This is a genomic window from Psychrobacter sp. Ps4 (assembly GCF_022129285.1).
GTDB lineage: Bacteria > Pseudomonadota > Gammaproteobacteria > Pseudomonadales > Moraxellaceae > Psychrobacter > Psychrobacter immobilis_A.
Window position 1 is genome coordinate 138,361 of sequence record NZ_JADQAK010000007.1, and the last position, 13,467, is coordinate 151,827.

Genomic DNA, 13,467 nt, shown 5'->3' on the forward strand with positions numbered 1-13,467 from the left:
ATTAGTCAATTATCATCAGTTTATTAAAGTAACTTTAGCAGTTAGCATCTTTAATTGAGATGGCTCATATAACTTTCAAGGTAAAAACAATAAAAAATGCTATTTTATACTGATAAATGTCGTTTTTTATGAAAATAAACACAGTTTTTTGTGGTTTGAAGACCGTAAATGGATATTCGGGGTTTGCCAGTTGCGTTTTTGGACAATGGCTTTTACCATAATGATATAAATAAGGATAAAAAAATAATGACTTCCGTTACCAATACTGCGAATAACCAATTCATAGATGGCAAGCCCAACAATAATGATGTTAACAATATCAACGTAATGGCTGATATCAATTATCGGTTCAATTTTGATCGTTTCTTTGAGCATCTAGTAGATGTGTCGCTGAGCTTTACAGCAACGGCCAATTCTCCTCAGCTTTGGTTACCAGCATGGATACCGGGTAGTTATCTGATGCGTGAGTTTGCGCGCAACATTACCGCGGTGCATTATAAGGTGTTAGACAGCCAGGTGCTAGATAGTAAAGCGTTAGACAGCCAAATCATGGATGATGATAATCATCCTAAGGTTTATCGCGCGCACAAAATAGATAAAAACACGTGGCAATTACCAAAAGCTACAGCAGGGCAAGCCATCAGTGTCCACTATGAAGTTTATTGCTATGATTTATCGGTACGTACTGCCTATGTCGATCAGCAACGTTTGTATGGGAATTTCACCTCATTGGCATTGGCTGTAGAAGGGCAGGAGCATCGAGCTGTACAAGCTAGCTTAGCAGTGCCAGCAGCATTTTTAGCAGGTAAAGACGAGAGTCGGCTGCTATTGGCATGTGGGTTAGAGTCTACTCATCTACGCCTTGATGGGCAGCATAGCTATGGACTACAAGCAGGCAGTTATCACGACCTTATTGATTACCCGTTTGAGATTGCAGAACAAGATAAGTTTGACTTTATTATTCAAGACAGTACGCATCAGACGCTACATCATCGTTTCTATCTCTCAGGTAAGCATAGCGCCAATATGGGCAGGCTACAGCAGGATATCACTCAGATCTGTCAGTGCTATTTAGATTGGTTGGGTGATGCGCCATTTAATGATTATACGTTTATGACCTTTGCCAGTGGTCAGGATTATGGTGGACTTGAGCATATCAATTCGACCAGTCTCATTACGCCGCGCCGAGACTTACCAACTCTTGATGAGCCAAAAATACCAAGCACCGATTATCAGCGATTTTTGGGCTTATGCAGCCATGAGTATTTTCATTCGTGGTGGGTCAAAACGGTACGCCCAGATGTTATGTTGGATGTCGATTTGCGCCGCGAGGCATTTACACCACTGCTATGGGTATTTGAGGGCTTTACTTCGTATATCGATGACTTTATGTTACAAGCGTCGGGCGTGATTGATAAGCCAAGCTATCTCAAGCTACTGGCTGAGCAAATTAATCGTTACTATCAAACCGCGGGTCGCGCGTATCAAAGCATTGCAGAGTCGAGCTTTGATGCGTGGATTAAGCTATACCGTAACGATGAAAATACAGGCAATGCTGGTATCAGTTATTACAACAAAGGTGCATTGGTGGCGTTATGCTTGGATTTGACACTGCTCCAAAAGAGCAATGGTCGCTATCGTCTGTTTGATGTGGTCAAGGCTTTTTATACTCAAGCAAAGCAAAACGACAATAAACGCATTGGCATCAGTAGTGCTGATATGGGTACAGTCATTGGGCAGTTCATGCCCATAGAGGATTGGGAAGACTTTGAGTATCGTTATGTCAATGGTGTCGAAGAGTTGCCAATTGAAGCGCTGCTGGCGGCAAACGGTATTAGCATGCATAGCAATAGCAAAGAGACGGCTGACAAGCATGTGCCTTGGGGCATGCGCTGTACTGAAACACCTGCTGGACTCAAAGTCAATCGCTTGACACGTGCTAGTGTCGCTGCTAGAGCGGGTATTTCAGCGAACGATGTCATTGTGGCGCTTGACGGTATCAAAGCTGACAGTAAACAATTGGCGTTGCTGAGTAATGTAGAGCGCGATATTGAGTGTCATCTTTTTCGCCGCGATGAATTGATGCGTGTCAATGTGCTGCCTAAAGCGGCTAATGAAGTCATTGACAAAGCATCTCCGCATAAAGTGAGCTTGCACTTGGCAAAAGCAAATCAATCGGCAGGAGTCAGTGATCACTCTTCTCCAGTCGATGCAGGCTGGCAAGCATGGCTTAACGCTATAGAGCGTTATCAAAGTTAAATACATTGCTAAATATATTAATGTGAATGTACTTTTTCTCACTATTCTGTTCAATAATTGGTTAAAAGTAAAAGCCCCTGCCAAATAATATTATTTGGCAGGGGCTTTGTGTAATGACTGGCAGTCTTTTAAGTTTTATTAAAAATTAACAGCTAAGTCAGCGTTTAGTAATTCAGCACCTAAGAAGGAGCTTGCTCAGATTGCTGATGATTATCCGCTTCACTTGTGCCCTGTATCTCTTTAGTATTTTTATCGGTACTAGCATTAGCATCTGCAATCCATTGTTGCATATGCTCAATCTCAGTCTGCTGACCATCGATGATATCTTGTGCCAATTGACGCATCTCTTCGTCAGTGCCATATTTCAGCTGAATGTTTGCCATCGCTACCGCGCCAATGTGATGCGGCAGCATACCACGTGCAAATGCCATGTCAGGCACAGGATCGGCGATACCCAATACCATCTCGCCATTTAAGACATCCATGCTTCTGGCATACGCTTGCTGCATCGCTTCAGTGTTGGGTTTAGGTTTGGCTGTATCAGGGTGACTAGCAAGCCATTTATTCAAAATATCTATTTCAAGTTGCTGAGCGGTGATAATCTCTTGTGCCAATTGACGCATCTCTTCGTCAGTACCATATTTCAGCTGAATTTTTGCCATTTCTACGGCACCGCGGTGGTGGCCAAGCATCGCTTTAGCAAAGGCTGTATCAGGATCGTTATAACCCATACCGATCATCATCTCATCATGCATTCTAGTCATCGACCTTGTATAGTCTCTGAGTATATCGGTCATTTGGCTCTCATCCGCGCTGTTTTCGCCAGCTGCTAGGTCGTTATCAGCGTCAACGTCATTTGAAGCATCGACGATATCAGTCACAGGTGGGGTCGCTGCAGTAGGATCTGTGTCATCGTTGTCTTTTGTCGGCTGACAGGCGCTCAGTATAAGCGCTGTAGAAACGCTAGTAGCCAACAAGATCCAACGACGAGAAGCAAACATAACATATCCCTATAATAAAAAATCAAATGATAAGTAGATGAGACTTATGATACCTAAATAATGGTGTTCTGAAGCTTAGCAGATAAACCTTGCTCGTTCGAGACGCGATGTTTAGCAAGTCGTAATTGGTTTTAATGGATATCAAAGCCAATGACTAAGACGTATTCTTATTTAAAAAAGCTGATAGAAATAAGGATATGCCCTAATAAGCAGATGCCAGTCACGAGCAATCAGCAATGAGATACCAGTAGATTGATAGTAACAATTAATTAAGAATGCCTAATTGCTGACAGCGTTCGCTAGTGAGATGAATGCGCACAAACTCACCAACTGCTAAATCACCCAATTCGAACCCTGCTACTGACCAGCGTATCAAACGCAGACAAGGCAGTCCAACCTGCGCTGTCATACGTCTGACTTGGCGATTCTTACCTTCATAAATCGTCAGCATGAGCCATGAAGTCGGTACATTCTTACGCTCACGAATAGGCGGCTCACGTTGCCATAAATCAATGGGTAAGTTTGTCTCTTCTACCATGAGAGCCGTCGCCGGTAGTGTCTTGCCATCTTTTAAATGTACGCCAGAGGCAAGCTCATTCAACTGCGCTGGCGTTGCTGTGCCTTCAACTTGCACCAAGTAAGTTTTGCCTTGCTTATGACGGTTTTTTGCAAAATTAGCAGCAGAAGGTGGCTGGGTAATGGCTTTATTGACTCGACCATCACTCGTTAAAATCAGCAAACCCTCTGAGGTGGCATCAAGCCTACCAGCAATCCGTAAAGACTTATCGGTAAAATACTGTGATAGGGTGGTGTGATCATTGTTGCTGTCATCACGAAACTGACTTTGCACCCCATAAGGTTTGTTGAATAAAATCAGACTAGAGGTCGACATGGTTTGGGATTTCCTAGATTTGAATCATTATTTTGTGCGTATTTTGAGGTTAGGGCGTGTCCTCAATTTACGATTTTTAAAACGAGGACACACCCTAATAAAACGTTATTTTTTTAAATCAACGCTATAAGCTGCAAATTTGTTGATTTTATATAAAGTATCTTTGTTATTTTGCGCGTTATTATAACAGTCTGTGTGGATGCTATTTTACTAAAGGGAATTTTACAGTATCGTTAAGTCAATAAATCGTTAAGTCAATAAATGATTATTCAGTGCATCACTATTTTACTTATTCATTTTTTAAATCATTTATCAGCATATCGCAACTTACCTATTGCTAAAAGTTTTTAGTTTGGCCAATCCGCGTTTAAAGCGGTATAAATAATCCTAATAGAGTGGCTAGCATAACAGAGTGCTAAGGATGCTTGCGATATCTAACATACAACCAAGGAGTTTTATCCATGTCTTATGAGAAAGTTATCGTCCCAAGAGACGGCGAAAAAATTACCGTAAATGCTGATCTGTCGCTAAATGTACCCAATCATCCTATTATCCCGTTCGTTGAAGGCGATGGTATCGGGATCGATATCACGCCGGTCATGATAAAAGTGGTCAATGCGGCCGTGGAGAAAGCTTATCATGGCAAACAGTCCATCATTTGGATGGAGGCTTATCTTGGCGAAAAAGCCGCTAAAATATACGATGGTGACTATCTGCCAAGCGAGACGCTAGAGATTTTAAAAGACTATGTTATCAGTATCAAAGGCCCATTGACCACGCCAGTTGGCGGTGGCTTTCGCTCATTGAATGTGGCGGTACGTCAAGAGCTTGACCTCTATGTCTGTCAGCGCCCAGTTCGTTGGTTTGAAGGTGTACCAAGTCCTGTTCAGCATCCTGAGCTGACAGATATGGTCATTTTCCGTGAAAACTCAGAAGATATCTATGCAGGTATCGAATGGCAAGCGGGAAGTGAGGATGCTAAGAAAATCATTAAATTCTTAAAAGAAGAGATGGGCGTTACGAAGATCCGCTTCGATGATGATTGCGGTATCGGCATCAAGCCAGTATCGAAAGAAGGCTCGCAGCGTCTGGTGCGTAAAGCCATTCAACATGCTATCGATAATGATTTGCCCAGTGTGACTTTAGTGCACAAAGGCAATATTATGAAGTATACCGAAGGCGCATTTAAGGAATGGGGCTATGAGCTGGCAGCAGAACGCTTTGATGCAGAATTATTAGATGGTGGTCCTTGGATGACAATGAAAAATCCAAAAACAGGCAATGATATTATTATCAAGGATGTTATTGCTGATGCCTTTTTGCAGCAAATCTTGATGCGTCCTGCGGATTATTCAGTCGTTGCGACGCTAAACTTAAACGGTGATTATATCTCAGATGCCCTAGCAGCCGAGGTGGGCGGTATTGGTATCGCACCGGGCGCTAACAAAGGTGGCGCAATTGCGGTTTATGAGGCAACTCATGGCACAGCACCTAAATATGCGGGTCAGAATAAAGTAAATCCTGGCTCATTGATTTTATCAGCTGAGATGATGTTACGAGACATGGGCTGGACAGAAGCCGCTGATCTCATTATCAGTGGTATCCAAGGTGCTATCGCTAACAAAACAGTCACTTATGACTTTGAGCGCCTCATGCCAGATGCTATCTTGCTCAGTACTTCTGAGTTTGGTAAAGCGGTTATCAAGCACATGGATGTTTAAAAAGTATATAGAGCTGAGTCAGCAGTTATCAGAATTTTATAGTATCAATAAAAATATCGATATTCACAAAAGTATCGCTGAACATATCAATGTCAAAAAGCTATCTACAGCTATGTAGATGGCTTTTTTATTGGCAGTTTTTTGCTGTTTATAAGTGATATTTTAAAAGTAACGTTTTAAACGTACTGTCTTATGTTCAAGCATAAAAAACACCGCTTAAGTCTGAGACCTAAGCAGTGTTTTTATTTTACCTAACTGGGTTCAAAAGTCTTTATAAATAAAGAAAATTAAGCCCAATTATTTGCTGTATTAGCACATGACTCAATTACAATGAGGCGATTGCTGCATTGAATAGCGTGCTTGGACGCATCGCTTGTTCAGCCAATGCTTCGTCTGCCAAGTAGTAACCTTTCAAGTCTACAGGCTTGCCTTGAGCTTCATTCAGCTCTTTGACGATAGCAGCTTCGTTGCTCTCAAGTTTTTCTGCCAGCGGTGCGAACTGTGCTTTTAGATCAGCATCTTTATCTTGTGCCGCAAGCTCTTGTGCCCAGTACATCGCCAGATAGAAATGACTACCACGGTTATCGATTTCACCTGTTTTACGTGAAGGACCTTTGTTGTTTAACAACAGCTTTTCTGTCGCCGTATCTAGCGTATCCGCCAAGATTTGCGCTTTAGCATTGTTATCGTGACTGGCCAAATGCTCCAAAGACACGGTCAAGGCTAAGAATTCACCCAATGAATCCCAACGTAAATGGTTTTCCTCTAACAACTGTTGAACGTGCTTAGGTGCAGAACCACCAGCGCCTGTTTCAAACAAACCGCCGCCTTTCATGAGTGGTACGACTGACAGCATTTTTGCACTTGTGCCAAGCTCTAGGATTGGGAACAAGTCAGTCAAGTAATCACGTAAAATATTACCAGTCGCAGAGATAGTATCCAGACCACGGGCAACGCGCTCTAGCGTATAACGCATCGCACGAACCTGTGACATGATTTCAATATGCAGGCCTGTCGTATCATGATCTTTTAAGTAAGTTTGAACTTTTTTGATCAGCTCGTTTTCGTGTGGACGGTAAGGGTCTAGCCAAAAGATAACTGGTGTATCTGATTCACGGGCACGGCGTACCGCAAGTTTCACCCAATCTTGGATAGGCTCATCTTTAACCTGACACATGCGCCAAATGTCACCGTTTTCAACCTGCTGCTCAAGCAATACCTCATCAGTATCTTCATCGACAATACGAGCCAATCCTGAACCACTCGCCTCAAAAGTCTTGTCATGAGAGCCATACTCTTCGGCTTTTTGCGCCATCAAACCAACGTTAGGAACCGTACCCATCGTTGTTGGATCAAAATTGCCATGCCATTTACAGAAGTTAATCATTTCTTGATAGATGCGAGCAAAGGTAGATTCAGGCATGACCGCTTTACAGTCATACATTTTGCCATCAGCGCCCCACATTTTACCGCCTGAACGAATCATCGCTGGCATAGACGCATCAACAATTACATCACTTGGTGAATGGAAGTTGGTGATACCTTTTGATGAATCAACCATCGCTAGGCGTGGACGATGCACTTGGCAAGCATGTAAATCGCGTTCGATTTCTTCACGCTTACTGGCAGGTAGCTCAGCGATTTTTTCATACAAACTTGCCATGCCGTTGTTGACGTTGATACCTAGCTCGTCAAAGAAAGCGCCATGCTTATTAAAGGCATCTTTATAATAAGTTTTGACCGCATGACCAAACACGATAGGATGCGATACTTTCATCATCGTGGCTTTTACGTGCAGTGAAAACAAGATACCAGCTTCGCGGCAATCTTCCATTTCACGCTCATAAAACTCAAGTAATGATTTTTTGCTCATAAACATCAAGTCGATGACTTCTTTATCCAGCAAGGCAATGCCTGTTTTGAAGACATGAATAGTGCCATCTTCAGCCACGCGCTCCATACGTACAGTACGTGCTTTATCCAAAGTGATAGATTGCTCACCAGCATAAAAATCGCCACTGTGCATGTGCGACACGTGGGTCTGTGACCATTGCTTCCATTCACCCATAGAGTGTGGATGCTTGCGTGCATAGTTTTTAACCGCTTTTGGTGCACGGCGATCTGAGTTGCCTTCACGCAATACTGGGTTGACAGAACTGCCCAAGCTTTTGCCATAACGCTTACGGATCTCTTCTTCTTCTTCTGTCTTAGGATCATCTGGAAAATCAGGGATAGCGTAGCCTTTGCTTTGCAATTCTTTGATACAAGCTTTTAGCTGCTGAACAGAAGCACTGATATTAGGCAGTTTAATGATATTGGTGTCTGGATCTTGAGTCAGACGACCCAGCTCAGCCAGATTATCAGGAACGCGCTGCTCTTCCGTTAAGTACTCTGGAAACTCAGCCAACACACGGGCAGCAACAGAGATATCGCTGGTTTCAACTTCGATGCCTGCTGTTTGAGTAAAGGCTTTTACAATTGGCAAAAATGATAAGGTTGCTAGCGCTGGTGCTTCGTCAGTTTTTGTATAAATAATTTTAGACATTAGTTGGGCATTCCTTTTAGTTGTAATTAATAATAAGGCTCAAATATAAGTTAATAATTCCATGCAGCTCTGATGTAATAATGGATCATGCAACGATACTAAATAATGTGTCGCGAGTTTTTTGTAGCCAGTTTCTTGGAGACCATCGAGTCTGCTTAGAATTTTTCTTCGTTAAGCGGCAGTTTGACTGTCTTGTCTGAACGACCTGCTCATATGAATGACTTAAAAATAGAGTGCGGACGCTACATCATAGTTAACTGATTATAAATCTGATACGATGTCAATATCGCATAATGAACTAAGTGTAGTGTTTTCGGTTGTTTCTAATATGTCTTAATTACATTAAGCTGTTAAGAGCCTTATTCTACCAGTCATCGATAAAAATTTCATCCTTTCTATACAAACACTGCCTGCTAATATTCGTCATAAAACGATGAATAATACAATCATTATTCAAAAAACTGCCAGTCATATCATAGATATGAGTCGTGACTAAGTGATTCTTACTCTTCTGTCAGACATGAGCTGACAAACCAAATTATCTATGTTTTTAGAGGTGACTTTACTGGGGTAGCTTTTATTATCGAGAGTGCATTGTTACCTATTTTATTCATAATATCTGAAAATGATGAGAGCATAATTGTGACAGAGTTTGAGTAGAATTTTGCTAGGCTAGTCATATACGAAACAAGGTATAAAAAACTACGCCCATATAAAAATAAATAGTGAGTATTATGAGTTTACAATATGCATTACTCAATGACACCAGCTGGCAGAGTCAAGCAGACTGGCAAACCCCCGATACCCCTTTTATGTCGTTTGCTTTTTGGCAGGCGCTAGCTGACACTGGCGCGATTGGTGAGCAGGCAGGCTGGTTGCCGATATTTGTGTTGGTACATCGTGTCGCAGATAGTCAAAGCGGCAGCTCGATAGACCACGCTGATCATAGTGAAAACCATAGCGAAAACCATTCTGCGATCAACGAAGCTGCGATCAACGAAGCTGCGCAAACAGTCACGCATCCTGTGGCGGTGTTGCCAGTATTCCTAAAAGGTCATCATCGTGGCGAGTTTGTGTTTGACCATTCATGGGCAGAAGCCTACGCGCGTTATGGGGTGGATTATTATCCAAGGCTGGTCACCAGCGTGCCCTATACACCGATTACGGGTCAGCGGCTTTGGTTGGCAAAAGGTGAGACGTTAAACACCGATATTATAAAAGCAGCTATCGCAGGCGTCGATGATATTGCTCAGCAAGTAGGTGCCTCAAGCTGGCATGGATTATTCATTACGCCTGAGCTGGCAAAGATTGCGACGGCATCTATGCCTACTGATATTGATATAGCGCATTTGCTAGCCGCTCAAGATAATGGTTTAGAGTTAACCGCAATTGACATACCTATACTGGAACGTCAAGGCTGTCAGTTCTTATGGCAAAATAAAGACTTGCTACAAGACTGCCAACCATTTGCTAATTTTGAAGCATTCTTAGCGACGCTAAAAGCCAAAAAGCGCAAAACCATCCGTGCTGAGCGTCGTAAGGTCGCCGAGCAAGGCATCATCTGCCAACGTAAATGCGGTGATGCGATTACCGATGAGGACTGGAAAGCCTTTTATCATTGTTATGTGATGACCTATGCAGTACGTGGACAACAGCCTTATTTGACGATAGATTTTTTTATGGCACTGGCAGCGACTATATCTGAGCACTTAATGCTCGCACAAGCGTTAGATGCCTCTGGAGAAATTATCGCCAGTAGCTTGTTTTTATACGATGATCGCCATAGCGAAAATGCCACTCTTTATGGTCGCTATTGGGGGGCACTGGGTGAGTACGACAGCTTACACTTTGAGCTGTGTTATTATCAAGGTATTGAGTTTGCCGTCGAGCAAGGGCTTAAGTATTTTGATCCGGGTACGCAAGGGGAGCATAAGCTGGTTCGTGGTTTTATTCCAACGACGACACACTCTATCCACCGTATTTATGACCCACGTTTTGTGCCAGCTATCGCCAATTTTTGCGCCCAAGACCGTGCGCATATGGCGCAGTATCGTCAGCAAGCGTTTGAGGCATTGCCCTTTAATGCGGATAATATGCCAGCCTTTGATACCAATCACTAGGCTTTGCTTAATACGCCTAACGCTCGCTTTCTTTTTTATTATTATGTCACTATTAGCCGTTAACTATGTCCAGTACTCCTTTTATTTGTCTTACCCATTTGTCTCCTCCTAGTGAGCTACTCTCGTGGCTCAATGTCGCAGGCTCTCTCACGGCGGTGTTGGAAGTGAAAGCAGGGCAGCCCTTACGCGTGGAGCGTAGCTTTGAGGGCTACCGATTGCTGTCATTGGCACAAAAAAAACAATTGAATGTCACAGGTGCCATGCTGAATCGTCCCATGCTAGCATGGGTGCGTGAAGCGCAACTATATGGCAATGACGCACGCCCGTGGGTGGCCGCGCAAAGTATCTTTCCGTTACCCAGTCTCAAAGGTAACGCCCGCCGTCTACAGCAGCTAAAAGGCACACCTATCGGTTATGTGTTATTTAAACGCAGTCGGACTTTGCCCAATCAGCGTTTTATCCAGCAGACAAGTGAGGGCTGGCAACGGCAAACACGTTACGATTGGTATGGTCGCCAGCTGCTGATCAGCGAAACTTTCTTGCCAGCATTTGTCACTACTGACAGTTAAATATCCGTTAAGTAGCCAGCCAATATATAAATATCGCTAATAATCTGCTGACCAACAACAGGCTAGGAGCAATATGATAGCGGTAAACCATTTATTTTATTGGCTATTTATCTGCGTTATATCACCATTTAATTCACTCAGCTTACAGTGAGATTTTTTTGCGCTCACCGCACAAATTTTCATGTTACACTTAATGTTTAGCGATGATTTTGATGCCAACGCGTATCGAGTTTATTGCCGAATTGGACAAGTTAATGACAGGCCTATTGCCTCTGCTTACTCCTACTTATCTTTGCTAATAGACTCAATTCACAATAATGGTCATACCATAAAACTGAGCGTAAAAGTACCGCTGGTACTTTGAGCGACGTTGACACAGTAATCGTTTTATTGTGGGCAGCCTATAAGCTTCTTTTCAACGACATTTTTCAATGACAGTCACTACCTAGGACATCACTATGTTTAAAGATATTTCTATCAAAGATTTTGATCCAGTACTTGCTGAAGCGATGGCTGCAGAAAGCGTTCGTCAAGAAAACCATATCGAATTGATTGCGTCTGAAAACTACTGCTCGCAAGCAGTGATGGAAGCGCAAGGCACAGATCTAACCAACAAATACGCTGAAGGCTATCCTGGCAAGCGTTATTATGGTGGTTGTGAGCATGTAGACGTTGTAGAGCAATTGGCGATTGATCGTGCAAAAGAGTTGTTCGGTGCTGAGTACGTCAACGTCCAGCCACATTCTGGTAGTCAAGCAAACTCTGCCGTATTTTTAGCGTTACTTGAAGCAAATGACACCGTACTAGGCATGAGCTTAGACGCAGGTGGTCACTTGACTCACGGCGCACACATTAACTTTTCAGGTCTGAACTACAATGCCGTACAGTACGGCTTGGTCGAAGGCACTGGTCTTATCGATTATGACCAAGTTGAAAGTTTAGCAAAAGAGCATAAGCCTAAAATGATTATTGCTGGTTTTTCAGCGTATTCACAGGTAGTCGATTGGGCACGTTTCCGTGAAATCGCTGATGAAGTTGGTGCTTATTTGCTAGTAGATATGGCGCACGTTGCTGGTCTAGTTGCTGGTGGTGTTTATCCAAACCCAGTACCGTTCGCTGATGTGGTTACAACGACTACACACAAAACCCTACGTGGTCCACGTTCAGGTATGATTTTGGCACGTGATGAAGTACTTGCTAAAAAGCTGAATTCTGCCGTATTCCCAGGTAACCAAGGCGGTCCGTTGATGCATGTCATCGCGGCAAAAGCGGTTTGCTTTAAAGAAGCGTTAGAAGATAACTTTTCTACTTATCAGCAGCAAGTGGTCAAAAATGCTAAAGCGATGGCAAAAGTGGTTCAAGACCGCGGCTATGAAATCATCTCTGGCGGTACTGAAAACCATCTCATGCTGATCAGCCTAGTTAAGCAAGAAATGACGGGTAAAGAGGCGGACAAATGGCTTGGCGATGCGCATATTACTGTGAATAAAAACGCCGTACCAAATGATCCAAAATCTCCGTTCGTGACGTCTGGTATCCGTATCGGTACGCCAGCAATCACTACTCGCGGCTTCAACGAAGCGCAAGCAGGTGATTTGGCAGGTTGGATTTGTGATGTACTAGATAGTCGCGGTGATGAAGCCGTCGCTACTGAAGTACGCGGTAAAGTAGAAGCGATCTGCAAAGAGTTACCAGTTTACGAAAAAAATCAGTAGTTTTTGTTTGAGCAGTTTTAAACGTTGGTTAAAATAAAAACCGCTTAGCGTTTGCTAGGCGGTTTTTTTGTGGTCAGCTGGTTTTGACTTTTTAGCTATCGCTGCTATCCGATTGTATCTGCCAGTTTAGGGTAAGTGAGCCGAAAGCAAAATAGAAATTAACTATAAACCTAATCTATAGTTAATACGACCATGAGCTTCAAGGAGTACGTGGTATAGATATGCAACGCTAGCGACATTATTTTCTGGATGAGGATGTAACCTTCTGTTTCCTCCCCAACTAAAAGCTGACTTAGAGTCTTTTAAGAGCTTCAAAAACTGATTTCCTAGTGCGTCTCCATTGTCACTGTAGTAACTTGCATGTTTATAGTTCCAATCATTTCGAATTTTGTTAGGTGAATCCCAGCTTCTTTGTTCTTGACTCAATATATCTTTCAGTAAATTATTATGATGCAATAAACTATCATTTAAGTCTAAGTTTTTTAAGACAGCTTCTAGATTTTTCCATACAGCCTGATGTGGCTTAGGTGAGCTTTTAGAAAAATTTAACTTTATGAATCCATCATAAGCGGCTTGAGATACTTGTAATCTATAGTCAGTTCAAAATAAAATTGTTATGTTTAGGACAAACATCATAAAACAATT

The 13,467-nt window shown here is 42.7% G+C and carries 8 protein-coding genes; 5 read left to right on the top strand and 3 right to left on the bottom strand.

Going from position 1 to position 13,467, the window contains the following annotated elements:
* The first annotated feature begins 246 nt into the window (after positions 1–246).
* The gene (locus I3252_RS06205; RefSeq protein ID WP_238034562.1) at positions 247–2,259 is read left to right on the top strand and encodes a M61 family peptidase; all 2,013 of its coding nucleotides are present in this window, start codon (positions 247–249) and stop codon (positions 2,257–2,259) included.
* Between the two features lie 179 nt (positions 2,260–2,438).
* On the opposite strand, the gene I3252_RS06210 is transcribed toward I3252_RS06205, so the two are convergent.
* Together I3252_RS06210 and I3252_RS06215 are read right to left on the bottom strand one after the other, a co-directional pair.
* On the bottom strand, positions 2,439–3,260 hold the full coding sequence (locus I3252_RS06210) for a DUF305 domain-containing protein (protein ID WP_238034563.1): 822 nt from the start codon (positions 3,258–3,260) through the stop codon (positions 2,439–2,441).
* A gap of 265 nt (positions 3,261–3,525) precedes the next feature.
* Positions 3,526–4,152, bottom strand: a complete 627-nt coding sequence (locus I3252_RS06215; protein ID WP_238034564.1) for a pseudouridine synthase — start codon at positions 4,150–4,152, stop codon at positions 3,526–3,528.
* A 461-nt stretch (positions 4,153–4,613) separates the two neighbouring features.
* On the opposite strand from I3252_RS06215, the gene icd reads away from it, so the two are divergent.
* Positions 4,614–5,873 carry an NADP-dependent isocitrate dehydrogenase gene (gene icd, locus I3252_RS06220; protein ID WP_238034565.1) on the top strand — a complete coding sequence of 420 codons (1,260 nt, stop codon included), beginning with the start codon at positions 4,614–4,616 and terminating at the stop codon, positions 5,871–5,873.
* Between the two features lie 325 nt (positions 5,874–6,198).
* Here the strand turns inward: icd and I3252_RS06225 are convergent, their stop codons facing one another.
* Complete coding sequence (locus tag I3252_RS06225; RefSeq protein ID WP_238034566.1) at positions 6,199–8,418, bottom strand: NADP-dependent isocitrate dehydrogenase; 2,220 nt, start codon at positions 8,416–8,418, stop codon at positions 6,199–6,201.
* A 734-nt stretch (positions 8,419–9,152) separates the two neighbouring features.
* Here I3252_RS06225 and I3252_RS06230 point away from each other — a divergent pair.
* The 3 genes from I3252_RS06230 (at position 9,153) to glyA (ending at position 12,822) form a co-directional block, all read left to right on the top strand.
* Positions 9,153–10,538 carry a GNAT family N-acetyltransferase gene (locus I3252_RS06230; protein ID WP_238034567.1) on the top strand — a complete coding sequence of 462 codons (1,386 nt, stop codon included), beginning with the start codon at positions 9,153–9,155 and terminating at the stop codon, positions 10,536–10,538.
* Positions 10,539–10,603: 65 nt separating this feature from the next.
* Positions 10,604–11,107 carry a chorismate lyase gene (locus I3252_RS06235; protein ID WP_201552718.1) on the top strand — a complete coding sequence of 168 codons (504 nt, stop codon included), beginning with the start codon at positions 10,604–10,606 and terminating at the stop codon, positions 11,105–11,107.
* A 458-nt stretch (positions 11,108–11,565) separates the two neighbouring features.
* Positions 11,566–12,822, top strand: a complete 1,257-nt coding sequence (gene glyA, locus I3252_RS06240) for a serine hydroxymethyltransferase (protein WP_055123466.1) — start codon at positions 11,566–11,568, stop codon at positions 12,820–12,822.
* The last annotated feature ends 645 nt before the right edge of the window (positions 12,823–13,467 follow it).

Bases quoted from the DNA above. Each gene is read 5' to 3' on its own strand.
- icd (WP_238034565.1), top strand. From the start codon at position 4,614: ATGTCTTATGAGAAAGTTATCGTCCCAAGAGACGGCGAAAAAATTACC.
- glyA (WP_055123466.1), top strand. From the start codon at position 11,566: ATGTTTAAAGATATTTCTATCAAAGATTTTGATCCAGTACTTGCTGAA.
- I3252_RS06210 (WP_238034563.1), bottom strand. From the start codon at position 3,260: ATGTTTGCTTCTCGTCGTTGGATCTTGTTGGCTACTAGCGTTTCTACA.
- I3252_RS06205 (WP_238034562.1), top strand. From the start codon at position 247: ATGACTTCCGTTACCAATACTGCGAATAACCAATTCATAGATGGCAAG.
- I3252_RS06215 (WP_238034564.1), bottom strand. From the start codon at position 4,152: ATGTCGACCTCTAGTCTGATTTTATTCAACAAACCTTATGGGGTGCAA.
- I3252_RS06235 (WP_201552718.1), top strand. From the start codon at position 10,604: ATGTCCAGTACTCCTTTTATTTGTCTTACCCATTTGTCTCCTCCTAGT.
- I3252_RS06225 (WP_238034566.1), bottom strand. From the start codon at position 8,418: ATGTCTAAAATTATTTATACAAAAACTGACGAAGCACCAGCGCTAGCA.
- I3252_RS06230 (WP_238034567.1), top strand. From the start codon at position 9,153: ATGAGTTTACAATATGCATTACTCAATGACACCAGCTGGCAGAGTCAA.